This window comes from Fundidesulfovibrio magnetotacticus, assembly GCF_013019105.1.
In the GTDB taxonomy this organism is placed as follows: Bacteria; Desulfobacterota; Desulfovibrionia; order Desulfovibrionales; family Desulfovibrionaceae; genus Fundidesulfovibrio; species Fundidesulfovibrio magnetotacticus.
In genome coordinates this window covers 69026-90451 of the sequence record NZ_BLTE01000002.1, presented here as the reverse complement: position 1 = coordinate 90451, position 21426 = coordinate 69026, and the positions used below count along the sequence as shown (strand labels likewise).

Annotated in this window: 22 protein-coding genes and 1 riboswitch; of the genes, 7 read left to right on the top strand and 15 right to left on the bottom strand. The window is 70.0% G+C overall.

Annotation, left to right across the window (positions count from 1 at the left end; all coding sequences use genetic code 11):
• Positions 1-84: 84 nt before the first annotated feature.
• From NNJEOMEG_RS03450 to cbiE, 5 genes are all read right to left on the bottom strand, one after another.
• Positions 85-1296, bottom strand: coding sequence for a PEP-CTERM sorting domain-containing protein (locus NNJEOMEG_RS03450; RefSeq protein WP_173081337.1), 1212 nt, complete (start codon positions 1294-1296; stop codon positions 85-87).
• 775 nt (positions 1297-2071) lie between these two features.
• The gene (locus NNJEOMEG_RS03445; RefSeq protein WP_173081335.1) at positions 2072-2467 is read right to left on the bottom strand and encodes a secondary thiamine-phosphate synthase enzyme YjbQ; all 396 of its coding nucleotides are present in this window, start codon (positions 2465-2467) and stop codon (positions 2072-2074) included.
• Entirely contained in the window at positions 2461-3246 is a 786-nt protein-coding gene (gene cobM, locus NNJEOMEG_RS03440; RefSeq protein WP_173081333.1) for a precorrin-4 C(11)-methyltransferase, read from the bottom strand. The genes NNJEOMEG_RS03445 and cobM overlap by 7 nt, the downstream gene beginning before the upstream one ends.
• Positions 3243-4121, bottom strand: a complete 879-nt coding sequence (locus NNJEOMEG_RS03435) for a hypothetical protein (protein ID WP_173081331.1) — start codon at positions 4119-4121, stop codon at positions 3243-3245. The genes cobM and NNJEOMEG_RS03435 overlap by 4 nt, the downstream gene beginning before the upstream one ends.
• A 9-nt stretch (positions 4122-4130) precedes the next feature.
• Positions 4131-5381 (bottom strand): precorrin-6y C5,15-methyltransferase (decarboxylating) subunit CbiE, encoded by a 1251-nt coding sequence (gene cbiE / locus NNJEOMEG_RS20880; protein WP_173081329.1) that lies wholly within the window; start codon positions 5379-5381, stop codon positions 4131-4133.
• A gap of 130 nt (positions 5382-5511) precedes the next feature.
• Between cbiE and NNJEOMEG_RS03425 the strand changes: the two genes are divergently transcribed.
• A complete protein-coding gene (locus NNJEOMEG_RS03425; RefSeq protein WP_173081327.1) occupies positions 5512-5817 on the top strand; it encodes a Dabb family protein in 306 nt (101 codons plus the stop codon).
• On the opposite strand, the gene cbiD is transcribed toward NNJEOMEG_RS03425, so the two are convergent.
• Both cbiD and NNJEOMEG_RS03415 read right to left on the bottom strand, forming a co-directional pair.
• Positions 5805-7088 carry a cobalt-precorrin-5B (C(1))-methyltransferase CbiD gene (gene cbiD / locus NNJEOMEG_RS03420; RefSeq protein ID WP_173081325.1) on the bottom strand — a complete coding sequence of 428 codons (1284 nt, stop codon included), beginning with the start codon at positions 7086-7088 and terminating at the stop codon, positions 5805-5807. The genes NNJEOMEG_RS03425 and cbiD overlap by 13 nt on opposite strands.
• Positions 7089-7093: 5 nt before the next feature.
• Positions 7094-8521: a cobyrinic acid a,c-diamide synthase CobB gene (locus NNJEOMEG_RS03415; protein WP_173081323.1), complete on the bottom strand. Its 1428-nt coding sequence runs from the start codon at positions 8519-8521 to the stop codon at positions 7094-7096.
• A 27-nt stretch (positions 8522-8548) separates the two neighbouring features.
• Between NNJEOMEG_RS03415 and NNJEOMEG_RS03410 the strand changes: the two genes are divergently transcribed.
• Positions 8549-8818 carry a helix-hairpin-helix domain-containing protein gene (locus NNJEOMEG_RS03410; protein ID WP_173081322.1) on the top strand — a complete coding sequence of 90 codons (270 nt, stop codon included), beginning with the start codon at positions 8549-8551 and terminating at the stop codon, positions 8816-8818.
• An 11-nt stretch (positions 8819-8829) separates the two neighbouring features.
• Here NNJEOMEG_RS03410 and NNJEOMEG_RS03405 read toward each other — a convergent pair whose 3' ends face one another.
• The 3 genes from NNJEOMEG_RS03405 to NNJEOMEG_RS03395 are packed head-to-tail and all read right to left on the bottom strand — an operon-like array spanning position 8830 to position 11180.
• Complete coding sequence (locus tag NNJEOMEG_RS03405; protein ID WP_173081321.1) at positions 8830-9582, bottom strand: NikL family nickel/cobalt ECF transporter subunit; 753 nt, start codon at positions 9580-9582, stop codon at positions 8830-8832.
• A gap of 1 nt (position 9583) precedes the next feature.
• The gene (locus NNJEOMEG_RS03400) at positions 9584-10348 is read right to left on the bottom strand and encodes a DUF4198 domain-containing protein (protein WP_235956818.1); all 765 of its coding nucleotides are present in this window, start codon (positions 10346-10348) and stop codon (positions 9584-9586) included.
• A 58-nt stretch (positions 10349-10406) separates the two neighbouring features.
• The gene (locus NNJEOMEG_RS03395; RefSeq protein ID WP_173081319.1) at positions 10407-11180 is read right to left on the bottom strand and encodes a hypothetical protein; all 774 of its coding nucleotides are present in this window, start codon (positions 11178-11180) and stop codon (positions 10407-10409) included.
• A 160-nt stretch (positions 11181-11340) separates the two neighbouring features.
• On the opposite strand from NNJEOMEG_RS03395, the gene NNJEOMEG_RS03390 reads away from it, so the two are divergent.
• From NNJEOMEG_RS03390 to garR, 3 genes are read left to right on the top strand one after another with little or no spacing between them, the layout of a single operon-like run.
• On the top strand, positions 11341-12012 hold the full coding sequence (locus NNJEOMEG_RS03390; protein WP_173081318.1) for a GntR family transcriptional regulator: 672 nt from the start codon (positions 11341-11343) through the stop codon (positions 12010-12012).
• A 3-nt stretch (positions 12013-12015) separates the two neighbouring features.
• Positions 12016-12801: a hydroxypyruvate isomerase gene (gene hyi, locus NNJEOMEG_RS03385; protein ID WP_173081317.1), complete on the top strand. Its 786-nt coding sequence runs from the start codon at positions 12016-12018 to the stop codon at positions 12799-12801.
• Positions 12802-12804: 3 nt separating this feature from the next.
• On the top strand, positions 12805-13773 hold the full coding sequence (gene garR, locus NNJEOMEG_RS03380; protein ID WP_268885675.1) for a 2-hydroxy-3-oxopropionate reductase: 969 nt from the start codon (positions 12805-12807) through the stop codon (positions 13771-13773).
• 107 nt (positions 13774-13880) lie between these two features.
• Here garR and NNJEOMEG_RS03375 read toward each other — a convergent pair whose 3' ends face one another.
• From NNJEOMEG_RS03375 to NNJEOMEG_RS03365, 3 genes are all read right to left on the bottom strand, one after another.
• Positions 13881-15080: a response regulator gene (locus NNJEOMEG_RS03375; RefSeq protein ID WP_173081313.1), complete on the bottom strand. Its 1200-nt coding sequence runs from the start codon at positions 15078-15080 to the stop codon at positions 13881-13883.
• Positions 15081-15140: 60 nt separating this feature from the next.
• A complete protein-coding gene (locus NNJEOMEG_RS03370; RefSeq protein WP_173081311.1) occupies positions 15141-16817 on the bottom strand; it encodes a putative transporter in 1677 nt (558 codons plus the stop codon).
• Between the two features lie 158 nt (positions 16818-16975).
• On the bottom strand, positions 16976-18892 hold the full coding sequence (locus tag NNJEOMEG_RS03365; protein WP_173081309.1) for a potassium transporter Kup: 1917 nt from the start codon (positions 18890-18892) through the stop codon (positions 16976-16978).
• 44 nt (positions 18893-18936) lie between these two features.
• Positions 18937-19097, bottom strand: a riboswitch (cyclic di-AMP (ydaO/yuaA leader).
• Between the two features lie 99 nt (positions 19098-19196).
• Here NNJEOMEG_RS03365 and wrbA point away from each other — a divergent pair.
• The gene (gene wrbA / locus NNJEOMEG_RS03360) at positions 19197-19808 is read left to right on the top strand and encodes an NAD(P)H:quinone oxidoreductase (protein ID WP_173081307.1); all 612 of its coding nucleotides are present in this window, start codon (positions 19197-19199) and stop codon (positions 19806-19808) included.
• Between the two features lie 95 nt (positions 19809-19903).
• On the opposite strand, the gene NNJEOMEG_RS03355 is transcribed toward wrbA, so the two are convergent.
• Positions 19904-20194 (bottom strand): putative quinol monooxygenase, encoded by a 291-nt coding sequence (locus NNJEOMEG_RS03355; protein ID WP_173081305.1) that lies wholly within the window; start codon positions 20192-20194, stop codon positions 19904-19906.
• 10 nt (positions 20195-20204) lie between these two features.
• Positions 20205-20822, bottom strand: coding sequence for a flavodoxin family protein (locus NNJEOMEG_RS03350; protein ID WP_173081303.1), 618 nt, complete (start codon positions 20820-20822; stop codon positions 20205-20207).
• Between the two features lie 112 nt (positions 20823-20934).
• On the opposite strand from NNJEOMEG_RS03350, the gene NNJEOMEG_RS03345 reads away from it, so the two are divergent.
• Positions 20935-21357, top strand: a complete 423-nt coding sequence (locus tag NNJEOMEG_RS03345) for a winged helix-turn-helix transcriptional regulator (RefSeq protein ID WP_173081301.1) — start codon at positions 20935-20937, stop codon at positions 21355-21357.
• The last annotated feature ends 69 nt before the right edge of the window (positions 21358-21426 follow it).

Below are 21426 nucleotides of genomic sequence, written 5' to 3'. Positions count from 1 at the left end.
CGGCAGCGGCGCGAAGAAACGAACGAGGCCCGGTCCCCGCGAAGGGGCCGGGCCTTATGAATTTTCAAGCGGATGGCGACCTGGCTAGAGCGCACGTCCAGGGTTGGAATTCATCGCGCCGCGGCGACGCTTCATGAAGGCGACGCCCGCGGCGCCAAGGCTCATCAGCAGCATGGTCCCTGGCTCAGGAGTTGCGGAAGGTGGATTGTCCGTGTCTACGGTCAAGGCCGTCATGGTTACGCGATGCGTTCCCTCGATAGAATACAAAAGACCGGTATTGAAAGCGTTGAAGTCGCCTGGATCCAGTCCTGCTCCAGTTTCTATGCCGTCGACACGAAATTTGTTGACGCCTGTTCCGCTAAAATTGAAGTCCTGCGTCCATGACCAATCCTTTGCAACCTGAAACAGGTCTCCGGAGCTGTCGAAGGTGTAAATATTGTAGAGACCGTCTCCGATGTTCGGCAGGTTGATTGCTTGTATCAGTGCTCCGTCGTCTGTCTTATAGTCGTATCCGACGGCCACTACAGGGTCGATGTATGTCATCGTGCCTGGTGTCGACTCCACTGAAAATCCATATTCAACAAGCGGTGCTCCGGGGGATGTTGTAATGTCCACGGAGGTCGGCAGGTACGGGTCATCTTTCCCGCCTGATCCGCTGGATGTGAAATTCGCAATGGCTTTGTTCAGAAAGGCGGTCCCCGAATATTCGTAGTATGCTGTCTGTTGGATGAGTTGGCTTCCCACGAGGGTTACCGGGACGAGTCCCCCCCTTGCAGTGAAGTTAGACCCAATTGAATTTGTGGTCGCGACTACAAAGTCATACGAAAACTTGTCAGCGATTGGTCCTTGGAGCAGGCCTTCGATGGAAAGGCTGGCGGCATTCCATGTGTTGTCGGACGCAGGTTTGAAATAGTTGCTTATAAATGACACCATTGATGTGTTTGCGTATGAATGTGTTGCACTGTCCATCAGGTCGCTTACAACGACAGAAGATTCTTTTATGCTGCCCATCTCTGCGGGCTTCCAGATGGGATCAATTGTTGATGTCGCGTTCTTTGTTCCTGTCGAGTTCCAGTACTGGCCAGAGTTCGCTTGGCTTGAGTATGTTCCTGTTACTATGTTGCTGAATGTTATTTCAAATGTTGCATTGCCAGTGAAGTTTCCCTGGATAGGTTGCGGAGTGGCCCCTAGAATGCTCAGCTTGTCAAAATTGTATGTAAAGTTAAATGTGCTGCTTGTCTGGGCATGGGAGCATACCGGGACAAGGAGCATGGCGAGAAAAAGGATTGTTTTCATTCGTTGTCTCCTTGGGCGTGGCTTGTTCCTGGGTGTACTCTGTATGTGTCTGTGGTGATGAAAAGCAATGCAATTGAGAAGCCACCAGACAAGATTAGTCTGATCTGGTTTTGTAGTACGCGAACTGGCTCTGTCCTAAGCAAATATTGTTCCTGGAGGATCGGCAAATAGACCTGAAAACCTGGCTCTGTTGAAGCCGGGCGGATGTGCTCAAGGTGAAACCGATGGCTGAAGTTCGCGACGAATGCCTGCCTTTTGCCTAGGATCAATGGACATTTTAGCGGTTTGCGGCAGAGTACGTGTGTCTGTCGCGACATACCGGGGCATCTCGAGGATGCCTTGAGGCGGTGGGATTTGAGAAGGGAGGGGGAAATGATTCGTGATTCCCCCATTGTCTGGGATGGTTGAGAATCCAGATCGGGCCATTCGTCCAGGGGCGGGGGTGTAAACAAACTCGACTATCGTGGAAAACTTCTCGACCCTTTTGGTCGCTGAGGTGTGTCGTCATGCCTCGCATCAACGGCTTCGAAGTGTGGTTCAGAAGATGCGTTTGCCCGGCTTTTCCGCCGCGCCCGCGCAGGCCCCGGCGATGTCCTTTTGAAGCGGGGAGGCGGGCGTTAACGCGGCTTGTCGGGGCCGTCGCTCCGGGGGAGCGGTCGCGGGCCGCAGGGACCGGGCAGCTCCCGGGCAAAGGGCCAGGCGTTGGAGAAGGCCCGCCCGGTTCACGCTTCCGGGGTGAGGAGCGACCCCGCGCGGGCCTGCAGGCATGGTCCGCCTAGGTCCCGGTCCACTGCGCCCAGAGCGTGCGCTCCCTGGGGCCGTCGAACTCGCAGAAGTAGACGCCCTGCCACGTGCCCAGGCGGATGCGGCCGCCTGAGACGATGAGCGAAAGCGACGGCCCCATGAGGCTGGCCTTCACGTGGGCGTCGGAATTGCCCTCGGCGTGGCGATAGCCGCCGCGCTGGGGCACGAGGCGCGCCAGGATGTCCAGCATGTCGCGGGCCACGTCGGGGTCGGCGTTCTCGTTCACGGTGAGCCCGGCCGTGGTGTGGGGGCAGAAGAGCGTGAGCACGCCCTCGCTCCAGCCGTTGGCGGTCGCCAGTTGCTGGAGGTCGCGGGTGATGGGCTTGAGCTCCTCGCGGCGCAAGGTAGTCACGGTGAGGGTCAGCATGGGGTATTCCGTCCGCTGTCTTCGCGGGCCGGGCGCGCGCCGTGGGCGAAGGCCGGGTCGTAGAGCTTCGAGCGCGTCCCGGCCTGGTGGCCGGGCAGCACCAGGAAGAGGGTCTGGCTGGTGAGGCCGCGCGCGCGCACCAGCTCGGGGAAGTCCCGCACGGTGGAGAGGTGCAGCTCCTGCTCGGGCCAGCCCACGCGGTGGGCCACGGCCACGGTGGTCGCGGGGTCGTGCCCGGCGGCCAGCAGCTCCTCGCGCACGGCCTCGGGCATGTGGGCCGAGAGGTAGACGGCCAGGGCGCTCTTGTGGGCGGCCAGGGCGCGCAGGTTCTCGGCCTCGGGCACGGGGGTGCGCCCGGCCAGGCGCGTGAGCACCAGGGTCTGGGTCACCTCCGGGGCCGTGGCGGGAATGCGCAGGGCCGCCGAGGCCGCCGAGGCCGCCGTGACGCCCGGCACCACGGCGTAGTCGATGCCCTCGGCCTCCAGGAGGCGGGCCTGTTCGGCCACGGTGCCGTAGAGGGCAGGGTCCCCGGCCTGGAGGCGCACCACGAAGCCGCCCGCAAGCACGGTGTCGCGGATGGCGGCGTGGGTCTCCTCCAGGGTCATGGAGGCGCTGTCCAGGATTCTCGCGCCGGGCGCGGCCATGTCCGTGACGGCCTTGGGCGTGAGCGAGCCGGGATGGATCACCAGATCGGCCCGGGCCAGCAGTCGGGCGGCCTTGAGGGTCAGGAGCTCCGGGTCGCCGGGTCCGGCCCCCACGAAGTGGACGCGGGGGGTCACGGGTGGCGCTCCCCGGGGCGGCTGGAGAGCTTGTTGTAGGCCCAGGTGAGGGCCACGGCGTAGAGGGCCGCGCCGATGCCCAGCAGGGCGTTGTAGAAGGGCGGGGCGGCCAGCGCCAGGCGGATGCCCAGGGTGGCCAGGGCGTAGCCGGAGTTGCGGAACACGGCCAGGTAGCCCGGGATGTAGCGCTGGGAGAGCAGCACCAGGAGGATGTCGGAGAACACGAGCACGGTGTAGAAGGTCTCGAAGAACTCGAACGTGTGGTTGCCCGTGAAGCCCTCGAGGATGGCCCGCCCGCCCAACAGGGCGAAGAGCGCCAGGAGCGTGAGCGCCACGATCTTCTTGGAGGCGATGAAGCTGTAGCGGGCCTGCCCCGGCCGGGCCTTCTCGGTGCGCTGGCCCTGGTCGTGGGAGAAGATGAGCCGGGTGTAGACGCCCAGCAGCGCGAAGATCACCAGCGCCCCGGAGCCGTCGGAGACGATGCGCAGGATGGGCGTCCAGTCCGCCGTCACGTGGATGGGCTCGGGCAGGTTCACAAGCTCCTTGAAGGCGTTGCGCAGAAGGATCAGCGAGAGAATCTCGAACTGCTTCACCATGGACTTGGAGAAGGAGCAGGGCAGCGCGAAGATGAGCCCGATCACCTCCATGATGAGCACCAGCGTGAAGGCAACGGAAACCGCGTTGAAGTGATGGTCCGGCGTGACGTTGGTGAGGGGCGAGGGCAGCATCCCCTGGCGCTTGAGTTCGATGCCCGCCAGGGAAACCAGGAAGATCACCACCAGCGCCCCGGAGATGGCCCGCTCTGTCCTGGGGTTCTCCCAGAAGCGGGTCATGGGCTCGAAGAGGTTGGTGGCTGTTTCGTAGAGCGATTGCATGGGCTTATCCTAGCACGTTTGAAGGGGTTTGTCCGCCCGGACGATGAACACCGGGTTCAGGGCGGCGAGGCGCTCGTCCCCGGCCAGGGGCTGGCCCAGGCTGGCCTGCGCCTGGAGCGTGCGCGTCGGCCAGCCCAGGGCCGCGAAGCGCTCCCGCAGGAGCGCCAGGGAGCCCAGGAGCACCACGGCCGCCACCACCCGACCGCCGGGGCGCAGCCTGCGGCAGGCCTCGTCCAGCACGGCGGCGCCTTCGAGGGAGTCGCCCCCCAGCGAGCCGCCGAGGAAAATACGCTCCGGGTCCGGCAGGTCCGCGAAGGCCCCCGGGGCCTCGCCCAGCACGGCCCGCACGCTCCAGGCCCCGAAGCGGCGCACGTTGCGCAGGATCATGGCGTGGCGTTCCGGGTCGCGCTCCAAGGCCCACACCTGCCCGGGGCCGGCCAGTGCCGAGGCCTCCACGGCCACCGAGCCGCTGCCCGAGCCCACGTCCCACACGGTCATGCCCGGGGCCAGGCCCAGGGCCGCCAGGGCGCAGGCGCGCACGGGCCACTTGGTGATGAGCCCTCCCCGACTCTCGTAGTCCTCGTCGGGGATTCCCAGGCGCGGCGGCCCCTGGGGGGCCTCCGGGGCGCGGACCACCGCCACGTTGAGCGCCGCGAAGCGTTCCCCGGCGGCCTGGGCCGGGGTGAGGCGGCGCACGCGCTCCCCGGGCGAGCCCAGGTTTTCCAGGACGTCCAGGACGGCATGGTCCAGGCCGCGTTCCAGGAGCAGCCGGGCCAGCGCGTCGGGGGCGCTCTCGGGGCCGGTGAGCACGGCGGCGCGGCCTTGGCGGGCCAGGGCGTGGAACAAGGGGCCGGTGTCGTGGCGGCCGTGCAGCGAGACTGCGGGGAGGTCCTGCCAGGGCAGGCCCAGGCGGGCGCAGGCCGCCTGAACGCTGGTCACGGCCGGGAAGAAGCGCAGGCCGTCCGGGCCGAAGCGCTCCAGGAGCGTGGCCCCGATGCCGTAGAAAAGGGGGTCGCCGTCGGCCAGCACGGCCACGCGCAGGCCCTTGCCGCGCAAGGCCTCCAGGCGGTCCAGGGCCTGGAAGAGGGGGGCCTTGAGGGGCACGCGTTCCCCGGGCGGACCAGGGAAGCGTTCCAGCAGGCGCGCGCCACCGGCCAGCGCCTGGGCCGACTCCAGGGCTTCCTGGGCCGCCGGGGCCAGGGGCTCGCCCATGCCCAGGCCGATCACGTGAAGGGGAGGGAGGTCCGACGAAGCGTGCATGCCCTGGCTGTAGGGCCTGACGGCCCCGGCGTAAAGGGGGGAGCTGTTGACGCGCCCCGGGGTGGCGTCCTAGAAACCGGCGCAGGCGCGCCTCGCCGCGTCCATCCAGACTTTCCCCAAAGGAACCGCCATGATCAAGCACATCGTCATGTGGACTCTCAAGGACGAGGCCGAAGGCCGCACCAAGGCCGAGAACGCCAAGAAAATGAAGGAACTCCTGGAGGCGCTGCCCGGCAAGGTTCCGGGAGTGATCGACCTGGAAGTGGCCCTGGGCGGCATCTTCGATGCCGTGCCCGCCACGGACATCGCCCTCTACACCACCTTCGCCTCCAAGGAAGACCTCAAGACCTACGCCGTGCACCCCGAGCACCAGGCCGTGGTGGCCTTCATCAAGAGCGTGGCCGCCGAGCGCCGCGTCCTGGACTACGAGCTGTAGCCCTCGACGAGGAGCCCCTCGTCGAACCCGAAACAGACGATGCCCACGCGCGGCGCGTTTCCCGCGCGCCGCGCCCCCGCTTCCAGGAAGCCCCGCGCCGCCTCCAGGGCCCGTTCCAGCACGCGGGCCGCGAAGGCCCCCCGCAGCTCCCCGGGCACGATCTCCAGGGCGTGGCGGGCCGTGTTGGCCGCCGCCACGGCGCGGGCTGACGCCGGGTCCGCCCCGGCCTCGCGGGCCAGACGGGCCAGCAGGGCGAAGTCCGTGTCGCCCGAGCGGGCGTGGGTGTATGCCTGCCCCTGGGCCATCTTGGCCAGCTTGCCGAAGAAGCAGCCCCAGACGATCTCCTCGAAGCCCAGGCGGGCGGCCTCGCCCAGGGAGTGGGCGAAGAAGTCCGCAGCCTGGACGAAGGCCCGTTCGGGCAGCTCCGGGCGGCGCGCCATGAGCAGGCGTTCGCTGCGCCGCCCCGTGGAGAGGGCCGCCGTCTTGTCCCCGCTGGCGCGGGCCACGGCCAGGCCCGAGTCGATGGTGGCCTGCCAGGCCGCGTGGCTGAAGGGCTTCACCACGCCCTGGGTGCCCAGGATGGAGATGCCCCCCGTGATGCCCAGGCGCGGATTGAGCGTGCGCCGGGCCAGCTCCTCGCCGTGCGCCACCTCCACCGTCAGGCGGACCAGCCCGGTCCGCCCTGTCCCCGCTCCCGGTCCGGCGACGGCCCCGTGCCCGTCGTCCGCTCCTTCGCCGGTGAAGCCCTTGGCGTCGGCTCCGGCTTCGGCCAGGGCCTCGCGCGCGGCGGCCTCGATCTGGGCCAGGGGCGCGGGGTTGATGGCCGCCCGGCCCACGGGCACGGGCAGCCCCGGCAGGGTGACGCGGCCCACGCCGGAACCGCCCTCCACGATCACGGAAGTCTCCGCGCCGGGCTCCAAGGACGCCACGCAGCGGATGCGCGCGCCGTGGGTGGCGTCGGGGTCGTCCCCGCCGTCCTTGACCACCTCGGCCCAGGCGGTGCGGCCCGCGAGGCCGGTGCGGTCCACGGGGACCACGAGGCGTCCGGCTCCGGTATCGGCGAGTCTCGCGTCGTCGGGGTCGTCGGGGCGGGCGTCCGGGCGTGCCCCCTTGGGAATGGCCGCCCCCGCGCCCGGGGGCAGGGGGATGTCCGCCGTTTCGAGCGCGCGCCCCGTGAGCAGCAGCGTGAGGGCGGCCCGAGCGGCGGCGGCGGCGGCCGAGCCCGTGGTGAAGCCCTGGCGCGGCGCGCCCTGATGATGCCGCCTGGACACGGCGCTCAGCCCCCGGCGCGGCGCATGGCGTCCGCGAAGGCCGGGGCCAGCCCGGGGTTGGAGGCGAAATGCAGGTGCACGTAGCTGCCCAGGGCGTTGCCCGCCAGGAAGCCGCCGGGGCCTGGCAGGGGGCCTTTGCGCCCGGAGATGTCGTAGGCCCCGGGCAGGTTCGGGGCGGATTCCAGGCTGGAATAGTGGAATTCGTGGCCCCGGGCCGTGGTCCCGGCCGGGCCGAGGGGCGTGTCGCGCACGAAGCGGGCCTCGCGGTAGCCCAGGGCGGCGAAGCGCGGCCCCATGCGCGCCGCGCAGGGGAACGCCCCGGCCATGGGCCAGCGCCGTCCGGCGGCGTCCACCAGGGAGTCCATGAGGGCCATGAAGCCGCCGCACTCGGCCAGCACGGGCCGCCCGGAGGCGCAGAAGGCGCGCAGGGCCTCCAGCATGGTCCGGTTCTCCGAGAGGGTGCGGGCGTGCAGTTCGGGATAGCCCCCGGGCAGGTAGAGCCCGTGCAGGGATTCGGGCAGTCGCGCGTCGGCCAGGGGAGAAAACGGCACGATTTCCGCTCCGGCGGCTTCGAGCAGGCGCAGGTTCTCCTCGTAGACGAAACAGAAGGCGCGGTCCCGGGCCAGGCCCAGGCGCACCCGTTCTGCCCCGGAGGCGGCCGCCGGGTCGGGCTCGGGCATGTCCGGAACGGGAGCGTCCGGCGCGGGGACACGCGCCGCGAGGGTGGTGGGCGCGTGCGCCTCCTGGGCGTGCTCGGGCAGGAGCGCCAGGAGCCGGTCCAGGTCGATGCCTGCCTCCACCCAGTCGGCCAGGCGCTCCAACCAGCCCGGACGGTGCTCCAGGTCCTCGGCGGTGACGAGGCCCAAGTGGCGCGAGGGCAGCGCGAGGGATTCGTCGCGCGCGAGCATCCCCAGCAGCGGCACACCGGTCGCCTCCAGGGCCTCGGCAAGCACCTCGCGATGCCCCGGGCCGCCCACGCGGTTGAGGATCAGGCCCGCCACCCTCAGGCGCGGGTCGAAGCGCGCGTAGCCGGTGGCCAGCGCGGCCACGCTCTGGGCCATGCCGCGCGCGTCGGCCACCAGGGCCACGGGTGCGCCCAGGAGCCGGGCCATGTGGGCGGCGCTGCCCGGTCCGCCGGGAGGCCCCGTGCCGTCGAAGAGGCCCATGGCCCCCTCGATGAGGGCCAGGCCCGAGCCCCGGGCGTGGCGGGCCAGGAGGGCGCGGTTGGCCGCGTCGGGGAGCATCCAGGAATCCAGGTTGTGGCTCGTTCGGCCGCAGGCCAGACGGTGCAGGCCGGGGTCGATGAAGTCCGGCCCGGTCTTGAAGGGGGCCACGGCCACGCCGCGACGGGTCAGGGCCGCGAGCAGGCCCAGGGTGACGGAGGTCTTGCCGCATCCCGAAGAGACGCCGGCGACGAGGAGGCTTCTTGTCATGGCGGGCTCATGATAGGGCATGGCCCCATGATGGACAAGCCCACCGAAAAGCTCCTGCGCGCCGTCCCCGGCATCGGGCCGAGCATGGCCCGCGACCTCTGGGACCTGGGCGTGCGCGACATGCAAGGCCTGGCGGGCAGCGACCCCCGGGAACTCCACGACAGGCTCGCCGCCCTGCGGGGCGCGCGCCAGGACCGCTGCGTGCTCTACGTGTTCCGCTGCGCGGTGTACTTCGCGGCCACGCCGCCCGGGGAGCGCGATCCCGAGCGGCTCAAGTGGTGGAACTGGAAGGATTGACCCGTGCGGGCTCAGCGCCTGCGCTTGAACCAGGCGGCCAGTCCGACGAGCCCGGCGATCCAGCCCAGGCCCCCGGCGATGTCGCGCACGCGGTTGCCCTCGGCCTGGGCGGCCAGGCGGGCCAGCTCCAGGCGCAGCGGCGCGAGCTTCTCCTCCACGGCCTTGGCGGCGGCCCGCTCCACCAAGGCCTGGAGGCGCGCCTCGTCCAGAGGGAGGGCCGGGGTCGCCGGTGCGGCGGCCGACCCCGGGGGCGAAGCGGCCTGAGCGGACGCGGCCGGGGCGGTGTGCATCCGGCCCGGTTCTGCGGCCGCGGACATGGCGGCCCCGCCGGATGCGGCCGCCCCCGGGGGCGCGACCGCCTGGGGCCCCGCGACGCCGCCGGGCGCGACGGCCGGAGCCCGGCCCGGCCCGTCGGGGGGAGACGAGACCGGGCCGAGGTCCGCCGCCGTGAGGGTGTAGTCGGCCTGGTGGCCGTCACCGGCCTTGAGCACCAGGGTCAGGGGCGGGGTCAGGCCCGGGGGCAGCTCCAGTCGGAAGCTGCCGTCCTTGCCGGTGCGCGCCGTGGCGGCCACGCGTCCCGAGGCGTCGCGCAGCTCCACGGGGCAGGCCTGGGCCTTGCTCCCGTTGGCGAAGTAGCCCTCTCCCGTGAGCGCCCCGGCCTCGGCCACGGCGAACACGTTCACCTTGTGAGCCAGGGCCGCGCCGGGCCGGAAGAGGAGCGCGGCCGTCAGCACGGCGGCCGCGAAGGGGGTCCGGGCGGCCACGCTATCTGCCCGGCGCGGGGTGGAAGTAGACCCAGAGCACGCCGCCCAGCTCCACGGCCTTGTCCTTGCCGTCCTTCTTGAACTTCGCGTCGTCGTCGGCAAGCACGGCGAAACCCCACCAGCCCGCCCAGGGCACGGTCCAGGTGAACACGCCGTTGGGGTCGGTCTTCACGGTCTGGGTCACGTAGGCGTCGTCGGGGGCCTTGAGCGCGCCGTCCTTGTTGAAGAATTCCACCTCCACCTCGGCGTTGGCCAGGGGCTTGCCCTTGAAGAGCGCCTTCCCCGTGAAGGAGTTGCCCGCGTAGAGCGCGAAGGGCTTGGCCAGGGGCACGATTTCCAGCTTGAGGCCCAGGGGCTTGTCCCAGCCCTCGTCGTCGCCCAGGGCGGCCACCACGGTCTTGGTGAGGTGGACGATGAACTTGTCCTCGGCGGGCTCCCAGTAGGGCGGGGGGGTCATGGCGAAGACGTGCACGCCGGGGGTCTTCACGGCCCAGTCGGCCTTCCAGGCCTGCTTGCCGTCCAGGGTGACGGGGGCCAGGGAGGCTGAGATATCCTGCTTCCTGCCCTTGGCCCACAGCTCCAGTTTGGGTTTCTCCAGGTTCATGCCCTGGTTCTCCATGGGGTGCCAGAAGCGGATGTCCAGGGAGACGGTCTTAGCGCCTTCCTTGGTGACGATGTTCTTGTCCGGCACGGTCATGCCGAAGTGGGCCATGGCCGGGGCGGCCAGGGCCAGCAGGGCCAGGGCGGTCAGGACGGTCTTGCGCACGGTGCACCTCTTGTGTTGCATGAATTTACAGGAGGTGTAACCGAATGCACACGAAATTTCAACGGGTGCCACGCTCCGTGGGCTGGCTTAGGAGGATTTTTTCCCAGTCGCCCCCCACCATGCGCACGAGGGCGGCGCGGATCACCAGATCGTAGCCGGATTTGGCGAAGCGGCGGTCGCGGTAGATCTGGTCCATCTGGGCCACCACTGCCTCGGGGGGCAAGGGGAGCAGGGGGCGCAGGCAGTCGCGGCCCTTTGGGGTGTCGCCGAAGGCGTCCAGGCAGCGGGCGGCGGCCATGTCGCCGAAGCCCTGGATGAAGAAGAGCTTCTGGTGTTGGTAGGCACTTTTCCAGCTGTCGGCGAAGGTGTCGTGGGGCGTGTAGGGGGTGGCCACGAAGCCTTCCAGGTCGAGAGGCTGGAGCCAGGGATAGTCAAAAAGGATGCGCTGGTCGAACTGGGGGTCGCGCACGTGGCCGCCGGACTCCACGAAGTGGATGCCCCGGTCCTGGGAGTCCATGACGGCCTTGAGGGCCATCTGCATCATGGGCTGTCCCGAGGTGAGGGGGTCGCGCGCGGCGCGGTCCATGGCGGAGACGGCGCGCGAGACCACCACCATGGCGGGCATGGGCGTGCCGGGCTGGCTCTCGGCGTAGGCGCGCACTCCGGCGGAGGCCCCGGTCATGTAGGCGGTGCGGTCGTCGCGGGGGATGCGCAGCCAGTCGCGGGTGAGGGTCTGGCCGTTCTGGGCGTTCTGGGCGGGCTGCTGCCGGGGTTGGGCCAGCGCGGGAAGCGACGCGAAGAGGATCAGGCACAGGGCTGCCAGGATGCGCATAGGGGGGAGTCCTCGGGGCTTGGGTGAGTGTGCGGGGCCTCGGGGTCGGGTCTGCCCTGATAGCCCGCCGGGGGCGGCCCTGTCGAGAAGGGTTTTGAAACGATTGAATACAGAATGCAAAATACTTGACCTCTGCAAACCCCTGCACTATGCCCGGCCCATGGACACACCGCCCATCCGCCACGAGAACCTTGAAGACCAGGTGCTTGCGCGCCTGCGCGGCATGATCGCCTCGGGCGCGCTGCCCCCCGGATCGCGCCTGCGCCAGGAGGACCTTGCCCTGCGCCTGGGTGTGAGCCGCACGCCGCTCATCGCCGCCCTCAAACGCCTGACCCTGGAGGGCCTGGCCGTGTGGAAGCCCCGCTGCGGGGCCAGCGTGGCCGCCCTGGACGACGCCTCCCTGGCCGACCTCCTGGAGGTGCGCCTGCGCCTGGAGCCCATGGCCGCCGAACTGGCCGCGCGGCGCATCGAGCCCGCCGAGGCCCGCGCCCTGCGCGCGCGCTGGGAGGAGCTGGCCCGCTCCCCCGACACCCCGGAGCACTGCGCCGCCTTCGTGGAGAGCGACCGCCTCTTCCACTGGCGGCTGGCCGAGCTCTCCGGCAACCGCTTCCTGCTGCGCTCCCTGGAGCCCCTGAACATGCTCGCCGGGCTCTATCTGCACGGCACGCCCAGGCCCTGGGAGGACACCGCGCCCGAACACCTGGCCGTGATCCAGGCCCTGGAGGCGCAGAGCCCCGAGGGCGCGGCCCTGGCCATGCGCCGCCACATCCAGCGTTCGCTGGACGCGCTGCGCGAAACGCTCCCGCAACCCCCAGCCCTCACAGGGAGGTGACCCGTGCCACGCTTCAGCGCCAACCTGACCATGCTCTACACCGAGTCCCCCTTCGAGGAGCGCTTCGCCCTGGCCGCCCGTTCCGGGTTCAAGGCCGTGGAATACCTTTTCCCCTACCCCTACGAGCCCGAGCGTCTGGCCGGGCTCCTGCGCGACAACGGCCTGACCCAGGCGCTCTTCAACCTGCCCGCCGGGGACTGGGCCACCGGGGACCGGGGCATCGCCGCGGACCCGGCCCGCAAGGCCGAGTTCCGCCAGGGCGTGGAGCGCGCCGTGGAATACGCCCAGGCCCTGGGCGTGACGCGGGTGAACTGCCTGGCGGGCAAGCTGCCCCCCGGCGTCTCCTGCGAGGCGGCCTGGGACGCCCTGGCCGAGAACGCCGCCCACGCGGCCGACGCCCTGGCGGCCGTGGGGGCCTCGCTGCTGGTGGAGTTCATCAACCGCAAGGACATCCCCGGGTTCTTCCTGCACGGCACGGCCCAGGTGCTCCGGCTCATCGATGCCGTGGGGCGTCCCAACGTGTTCCTGCAATACGACGTCTACCACGCCCAGCGCGAGGAGGGCGAGCTGACCGCCACGCTGCGCGCCAATCTTGAGCGCATCGGGCACGTGCAGATCGCCGACAACCCCGGCCGCCACCAGCCCGGCACGGGCGAGATCGACTACCGCTTCCTGTTGGCCGAGCTGGACCGCATGGGCTACACGGGGCACGTGGGCCTGGAGTACGTGCCCGCCCCGGACACGGCGGGCTCCCTGGGCTGGATCGCCGAATACGGCTACACGCCGTAAAGGCTGCCCCGGACTCTCCCGGGAACGCCGAACGGCAGGTCGCCACCGGCGAATCGTCATCCAAAGGAGAACGCTATGCTGCGCGTCGGTTTCATCGGCCTGGGGATCATGGGCAAGCCCATGGCCAAGAACATTCTCAAGGGCGGCTTCCCCCTCACCGTGACCAGCCGCACCCGGTCCGCCGTGGACGAACTCGCGGCGGCCGGGGCCAAGGCCGCCGCCACGCCCGCCGAGGTGGCCGCCGCCTCGGACGTGGTGATCACCATGCTGCCCAACTCCCCCGAGGTGCGCCAGGTGGTCCTGGGCCCGGGCGGCGTGGCCGAGGGCGCGGCCCCGGGACTGGTGCTGGCGGACATGAGCTCCATCGCGCCCCTGGCCGTGCGCGAGATCGCCGCCGAATTGGCCGCCAAGGGCGTGGGCATGGTGGACGCCCCGGTGAGCGGCGGCGAGCCCAAGGCCGTGGAAGGGACCCTGGCCGTGATGGCCGGCGGCGCCCAGGCCGATTTCGAGCGCTGCCTCCCCGTGCTCCAGACCATGGCCGCCACCGTGACCCACGTGGGCGAGGCGGGGGCGGGCAACGTGGCCAAGCTGGCCAACCAGATCATGGTGGCGGGCAACATCGCGGCCATGTCCGAGGCGTTGGTGCTGGCGGCCAAGGCCGGGGTCGGCCCCGACGTGGTGCACAAGGCCATCCGCGCCGGACTGGCGGGCAGCACGGCCTTCGACGCCAAGGCCCCCCTGGTGATGGACGGCAAGTTCGACCCGGGCTTCCGCATCCGCCTGCACGCCAAGGACCTGGGCAACGTGCTGGAGACCTCCCACGCCCTGGGCGTGCCCCTGCCGCTCACGGCGCAGCTCATGGAGGTGATGCAGGGGCTCATGGCCTCGGGCCTGGGCGACGCCGACCACGGCGCGCTGATCCGCCACTGGGAGAAGCTGGCGGGCGTGGAGGCCCGGCGCGCGAAGGAGTAGTCCCGGGCGTGGCCAGCCGGGCGCGGGCGGGGCGCTCCGCGCGCTGGCGGCCCGCTCCACGCAATTCAGGCCCGTCCGCGCCTTCCGGCCCGGACGGGCTTTTTCGTTCAGCGCGCGCCGGGCGGGGGCGGGCAGGCCTTGCTCTGGCCCTCGTAGACCCGGATGGGCTCGTGGATGGGCACGATGGCCGAGAGCGAGTGCAGGCGCTCCAGGATGAATTCCGTGATGGCCAGCCCGCGCGAGAGCATGAGCGTGCCGTCCACGGCGCGCAAGTCCGCGGCCAGGATCATGCCCGGGGCCAGGCCCGGCAGGCGCACGTCGCGGATCTGACGGCAGTCCTCCCCGGCCACCAGGGCTTCCAGCGCGGCCAGGAGCGGCGCGCCGTAGCGCGTGGGGCGTTCGCTCAGGGCGTCCAGGGCCTGTTGCTGGGTCTTTCCGGCCAGGAGCAGGTCGTCGTAGTCCAGGGCCAGGAGCAGCAGGCGCGCGCCCAGGGTGCCCTCGATGCCCGCCTCGGGGGAGTCCAGCTGGCAGAGGATGATGTCGGCCACCTCTTCCATGCGGGGAATCTTCTTGATGAGCGTCGAGGCCGTGCGGATGCCCAGGTCGAAGGCGTGCTGCTCCTCGGGGTCCAGCTGGAGGCCGGAGTAGCGCTTGGTGAGGATGTCGTTCGGCACGGTGACGCAGCCGAGCTGGGAGAGCAGCGCCGCCAGCTCGTATTTGCTGGCCCCGGGCAGCTTCATCTCCTTGGCCAGCCCCGTCACCAGCCGCCGGATGCGGTCGGAGCGGCCGAACGCCTGGGGATTGACCATGGAAAGGATCTCCACGATCACGCTCACGCTGCCCAGGAGCGTGTTGCGCAGGAGGTCCTTCTCCAGGTTGAGCAGCCTGTTCTGCTCCAGGGCCGCGTCCACGGCCGTGGTGAGCTGATCCATGGAGCAGGGCTTGGTGAGGAAGCGGAAGACGCTGCCGGAGTTCACGGCGTCGATGGCCACGTCCATGTCCGCGTGGCCCGTGAGCATGACGCGCACGCTCTTGGGCGAGACGGCCTTCACCCGCGTGAGCAGCTCCACGCCGTTCATGCCGGGCATCTTGAAGTCGGAGACCACCACGTGGAAGGGGCCTTCCGAGGTGATCTTCTCCAGGGCCTCGCGCGGTCCCGGGGCCAGATGCACGTCGTAGCGGCGCTTGAGGTTCAGGCGCAAGGCGTCCAGCACCTTCTGCTCGTCGTCCACGAAGAGCACGCGGCCCTTGGGGGCGGGGCGCGCGGCCGGGGTCGGGGCCGCCGGGGAGGCTTCGGGGTCGGTCATGGGAATCCTTGCCTGGGCGGCGGATCGACGCCGCGCGGGGTGTTCGTGGGAAACGCCGCCTCAGCCGGAGGCCATGAGCAGCACCAGGAGCTGCCCGGCCAGGATGCGAAGGATCATCACCAAAGGGTAGACCGTGGCGTACACCGAGGCCGGGGCGTCGCTTTTCAGCATCTGCCCGGCGAAGGCCAGGGCGGGCGGATCGGTCATGGACCCGGCCAGCAGGCCGCACATGGAGGCGTAGTTGCACTTGAGGAACACGCGCCCGATGAGCCCGGCCACGAAGAGCGGCACGAAGGTGATGGCCGCCCCGGCCGCCAGCCAGTAGAGCCCCTCGCCCCCGGCGATGGCCGCCACGAAGCGTCCGCCCGCGCCAAGGCCCACGCAGCCCAGGAAGAGGCTGATGCCCACCTCGCGAAGGATGAGATTCGCCCCGGGGTGCATGTACCACACCAGCCCCCCGAAGTGGTGCAGCCGCGACAGGAGGATGGACACCAGGAGCGGCCCCCCCGCCACGCCGAGCTTGATGCCCGAGGGCAGCCCCGGCAGGGCCACGGGGATGGCCCCGGCCACCGTGCCCAGCAGGATGCCCAGAAAGATGGGCAGCACGTGGGGGTGGTCCAGGTCCTTGGCCTGGTTGCCCAGCAGGCGCTCCACCTGGGCCAGGCGCTCGGGCTGGCCCACCACCTGGAGCACGTCGCCCAGGTGCAGGTGCACGTCGGGGCCGGGGGTGAACTGCATGCCCGCGCGGCCAAGGCGCGTGGGGTTCACCTCGAAGGTCTCGGCCAGCTTGAGCTCCGCCACGCTCTTGCCCACCACCTGGGAGCGCGTGATCACGAAGCGGCGCATCTCCAGGGGGCCGGGCACGGCGGGCAGGTGGGTCCGGCTCACGCGGCCAACCAGCACGGCGAGCTTCTCCAGCACGTCGGGGCGTCCCACCGCGTGCAGGAGCATCCCCTGCCGGAGCACGGTGGAGGGCACGGCCACGCTCACCTGGCCCGCCAGCATCACGCGCGAAACGGCCGCGCCGGTCTCCGTCAGGCCCGGGGCCTGGCCCAGGGTCAGGCCCTCCAGGCCGGGGTTGGCCACCTCGAGGGTCACGGTCTCCAGGGGCGGGGACTGGGCGCGGGCCATCTCCTCCATCTGGCGCAGCTCGCGGGCCGGGTCGATGCGGAAGATCAGGCGGATGAGGAGCATCACCAGGATGATGCCGAAGATGCCGAAGGGGTAGGCCACCGCGTAGCCCAGGCCCGCCTCGCCCACGGCCTGGGCCGCGCCCTGGGGCATGACCTCCTGGAAGGCCTGGGCGGCCGCCGCCAGGGAGGGCGTGTTGGTGGTGCCGCCGCTGAAGAGCCCCACGGCCACGGGCACGGGGAGCCCGCCGTACACGTGCAGAAGCGCCGTGATGGCCACGCCCAGGGCCACGATGAGCGCGGCCATGGCGTTGAGCCGGAAGCCCCGGCGGCGCAGTGAGTCCGCGAAACCGGGCCCAACCTGCATGCCGATGGTGTAGACGAAGAGGATGAGCCCGAACTCCCGGGCGAACTCCATCACCTCGTGGTTCAGGGAGAATCCCAGGTGCCCCAGGGCCAGGGCGCTGAAGAGCACGCCCCCCACGCCCAGGCTGATGCCCATCACCCGCACCCTGCCCAGGGCCAGGCCAAGCACCACCGCCAGGCTCAGGACCACCACGGCCTGGGCGGGGGTGTGATTCGTGAACAACTGCGCGAACCAGTTCATGGCGTCTCCGCCGCCTGACCCATGGTCGGGCGGGCGTGGTGTGCGGGCGTTGGACCGGCGCTTCGCCCGCGCGCCGTCCGGCCGGACCCGATGCCCGTCCGGCCGCGGCGCGCCGGGATCGCGCTCGCCCGAGGGCCGCAGGCCGGGGGCCGTCCGGCCTAGATTTCCACCTGGTTGCCCAGTTCCACCACGCGCCCCGGCGGGATGCCGAAGAACGATGTGGCGTTCCAGGCGTTGCGCGAGAGGAACGCGAAGAGCGTCTTGCGCCAGTTGGCCATGCCGGAGTCGCCCGAGGTGAGCAGCGTCTCCCGGCCAAGATAGAAGGAAGTGGCGTAAACGTCCAGGTACAAGTCTTTTTCCCCGGCCAGTTCCAGGATGTCCGTGACGTTGGGCGTCTCCATGAAACCGTAGCGGGCCGTCAGGCGGTAGAAGCCCTGTCCCAGGGCCTGGGCCTCCACGCGGTGGGCGTCGTCCACGCGGGGGGTCTCGGCGGCGAGGATGGAGAGCAGCACCACGCGCTCGTGCAGCGCCTCCTCGTGCTTGAGGTGGTGCAGGAGCGTGTGGGGCACGCCCTCGGGCGAGATGGACATGAACACCGCCGTGCCCGGGGTGCGCACGGGCGGATGCGCCGCCACGTCGCGCAGGAACACGTCCACGGGCACGCGCATGCGGCCGTAGTGCCTGGCCAGGAAGGAGCGGCCGTCGCGCCACGTGACCATCACCGCCAGCACGCCCAGGGCCAGGCTCAGGGTGAACCAGCCCCCGTCCACGAACTTGAGGAGGTTGGCCCCAAGGAAGGCCAGGTCGAAGGCCAGGAACACCACCAGCAGGCAGGCCGCCCGGCCGGTGGGCCATTTCCAGTTGAGCCTGGCCACTTCGAAATAGAGGATGGACGTGATGGCCATGGTGGCCGTGACCGCGATGCCGTAGGCCGCCGCAAGGCGGCTGGATTCCTGGAAGGCCAGCACCAGCCCCAGGCAGGCCAGCATGAGCAGCCAGTTCACCGTGGGCATGTAGATCTGGCCCGCCGCGCGCTCGGAGGTGTGCACGATGCGCATGCGCGGGGTGAAGCCCAGCTGGATGGCCTGCTGCGTGAGCGAATAGACCCCCGAAATGAGCGCCTGGGAGGCGATGATGGTGGCCGCCGTGGAGAGCGCCACCATGGGGTAGAGCAGGGCCTCGGGCACCAGACCGTAGAAGGGGTTGAAGGCCTTTTCAGGGTCGTCCAGGAGCAGAGCGCCCTGGCCGAAGTAGTTGAGCAGAAGCCCCGGGAGCACCACGGCGTACCAGGAGATGCGGATGGGGTTGCGCCCGAAGTGGCCCATGTCGGCGTAGAGGGCCTCGCCGCCGGTGATGCACAGCACCACCGAGCCCAGCACCACGATGCCGTGCAGGTGGTTCACGGCGAAGAAATCCCAGGCATACAGGGGGTTCAGCGCCGCCAGGATGCCCGGGTGGCCTGCGATCTCCACGGCCCCCAGACCCCCGATCACGGCGAACCAAAGGATCATCACCGGCCCGAACACCCGGCCGATGGAGGCCGTGCCGTGCTTCTGGAACATGAAGAGCCCCACCAGCACCACGCAGGTGAGCGGGGCCACGAAGTCCTTGGCCGCCGCCGTGGCCACCTCCAGGCCCTCGATGGCCGAGAGCACCGAGATGGCGGGGGTGATCACGCCGTCGCCGTAAAGCAGCGCAGCGCCGAAGGCGGCCATGAGCATCATGTGCGGCCAGTGCCGCCCCTTGCTGGCGGGGCCGGAGCGCAGCATGGCCAGCAGGGCGAAGATGCCGCCCTCGCCCTTGTTGTCCGCGCGCAGGATGAACACCACGTACTTGAAGCTGACCACCATGGTCAGCGACCAGAAGATGAGCGAGAGCACGCCCAGCACGTTGCCCGGCGTGACGGCCACGGCGTGCATGCCGTGGAAGCATTCCTTGACGGTGTAGAGGGGGCTGGTGCCGATGTCGCCGTAGACGATGCCCAGGGCGGCCAGGGCCAGGGATGCGGTCTCTCGCGGGGAGCAGGCCCCGTGGCCATGGGCCGGGCCGTCCCCCGGCAGGGAACAGGAAGACATGGAAACCTCCGGAAACAGGGGCCAGGGCGGCCCCCGCGAGGCGGAGGTCTCCCCTTCGAAGCCTGCGAGGTTAGCTGACGGGCTCGGGCCGAAAGGTGCCCTACGCGTTGCCGCGATGCGCCCCTGCCGTGGGGGAGGCGAAGCTCCCGCTCGACGTGGTGGTTCCCCCGCTCCCGCCCCGGGCGGGATTCGGCTGCATGGCCCGGCCTCTACGCCCGGGCCGGGCGGCTGTCAACGAAACGGAGGTGTCCAAGGCTTCTTTTCCGTGGTAGGAGGAGTTCAAACATCGCGACGGAGGCGATCCATGAACGTGCTCATCGTCTACTATTCCATGTACGGACACATCCACGCCATGGCCCAGGCCGTGGCCGCGGGCGTGGCCGAGGTTGACGGGGCCAGCGCCCTGATCCGCCGTGTGCCCGAGACCCTGCCCGACGAGGTGCTGGCCAAGATGGGCGCTCTGGAGGCCCAGAAGGCCCAGGCCCACGTGCCCGTGTGCACCGTGGAGGAGCTGGCCAAGGCGGATGCGATCATCTTCGGCACGCCCACGCGCTTCGGCAACATGTGCGGCCAGATGCGCCAGTTCCTGGATTCCACGGGCCAGCTGTGGATGCAGGGGGCGCTGGTGGGCAAGGCGGGCTCCGTGTTCGCCAGCTCCGCCACGCAGCACGGCGGGCAGGAGTCCACCATCCTCACCTTCCACGTGACGCTCCTGCACCAGGGCATGGTGGTTGTGGGGCTGCCCTACGCCTACCAGGGCCAGATGGGCGTGGAGGAAGTGAAGGGCGGTTCGCCCTACGGGGCCACCACCATCGCCGGGGGCGACGGCTCGCGCCTGCCCTCGGACGCGGACCTGGCCGGGGCGCGCTGGCAGGGCCGCCACGTGGCCCAGATCGCCAAGAAACTGGTCGGTTAGAAGCTCGAAGGGCCGGGGAATCGCTCCCCCGGCCCGGCTGACGGATGGTCCCCCGTCCGCTTGCGCGTAGCGCGGGCGGACGGGGGATTCGCGCGTCAGGCGATATCGTCCAGGACCTTCACGTCCATGGACTCGATGAGTTCCGGGGCGTCGGCGCGCCAGGCGGCGATGTGCTCCGTCTCCAGGTGGGACTGGAGCAGCGCCCGGCTCTCCCAGGCCTCCATGAAGACGAAGACGCGCGGGTCGTCCTGGCTTTTGTGCAGCACGTAGCGGATGCAGCCCTTGTCGGTGCGCGAGGGCGCTACGAGCGCGCGCAGGCGGGCTTCCACGGCGGCCTCGCATCCGGGCCTGGCGACCACGGTGGCGACCACGGCGACGGGCTTCACGGCCGCCTCCTTACGCCCCCGCCGCGTAGGGCAGCGGCGGGTAGGCGTCCTTCACCGGGGCCAGGGCCTTGCCCATCCAGGCGATGGTCTTGCCCAGGTGGCGCATGTTGCGCATGGCCTCGTCGTCCCCGGCCACCTCGCCGGGGTTCAGGCCGTTGCCCCGGTTCCAGTAGATGGACCCGGGCACGATCATGCCCGACATCAGGTACATGTGGTTGATGGTGTCGAAGACGTGGATGGCCCCGCCCCGGCGCACGGCAACCACGGCCGCGCCGATCTTGCCCCCGAACTTCCCCCCGTTGGCCAGGGCCACCAGGCCCGCGCGGTCGAGCAGGGCCTTGAGCTCGGCGGTCACGTCGGCGAAGTAGGTGGGCGAGCCCAGGATGATGGCGTCCGCGGCCAGAAGCTTTTCCATCACCTCGTTGAAGCGGTCGTTGTCTACGGCGCAACGCAGGTTCTTGTTCTCGAAACACTTGTAGCAGGCCATGCAGCCGCGGATCTTGCGCCCGCCGATCCGCACGTACTCGGTTTCCCAGCCTTCCTCCTCAAGGGATTCAAGGGCCTTGCGCAACAGGATCTCGGTGTTGCCGCCCTTGCGGGGGCTGCCGTTCACGGCGACGACTTTCATGGATGCTCCTCCTCGGACGGGCTTGACGCCCGGTGTATGGGGCTCCTATGGTCCGTTCGCGCGACGAGCGCAAGTACGGTCTGGATTGTACCATACTATCAGGAAGTATAGCATGAAGACGGCCATCGCGCCCTGCGCGGTCAAGGAACTGGGGGACAAGCGCTACCGCTGCTTTTTCGAGCTGACGCTCCTGGTGATGGGCGGCAAGTGGAAGCCCATCGTGATCTACCACCTGGGGCGCGCGGGGGTGATGCGCTTCTCGGAGCTGCGCCGATCCATGGCGGGGGTGACGGAGCGCATGCTGGCGCGCCAGCTGCGCGAACTGGAGGCCGACGGCATCGTGACGCGCACGGTGTTCCGGGAGGTGCCCCCCCGCGTGGAATATGCGCTCACGGACCTGGGGCGGGGCCTGGTGCCCATCCTGGAGGAGCTGCGCGACTGGGGCGCGGCCTACGAGCAGGCCATGGACGCCGAGGGCCGCTTCCGGGGGCCTGGCTACGAGAACCCCGTGCCGGGCCTGCGCTCGGCGGTGTGACCGGCGCGGCGAGTCCTGCCCGGGGTTCGGCTTACGGGGAGCGCCGTGCGCCTGGCCGGGCGCGCACCG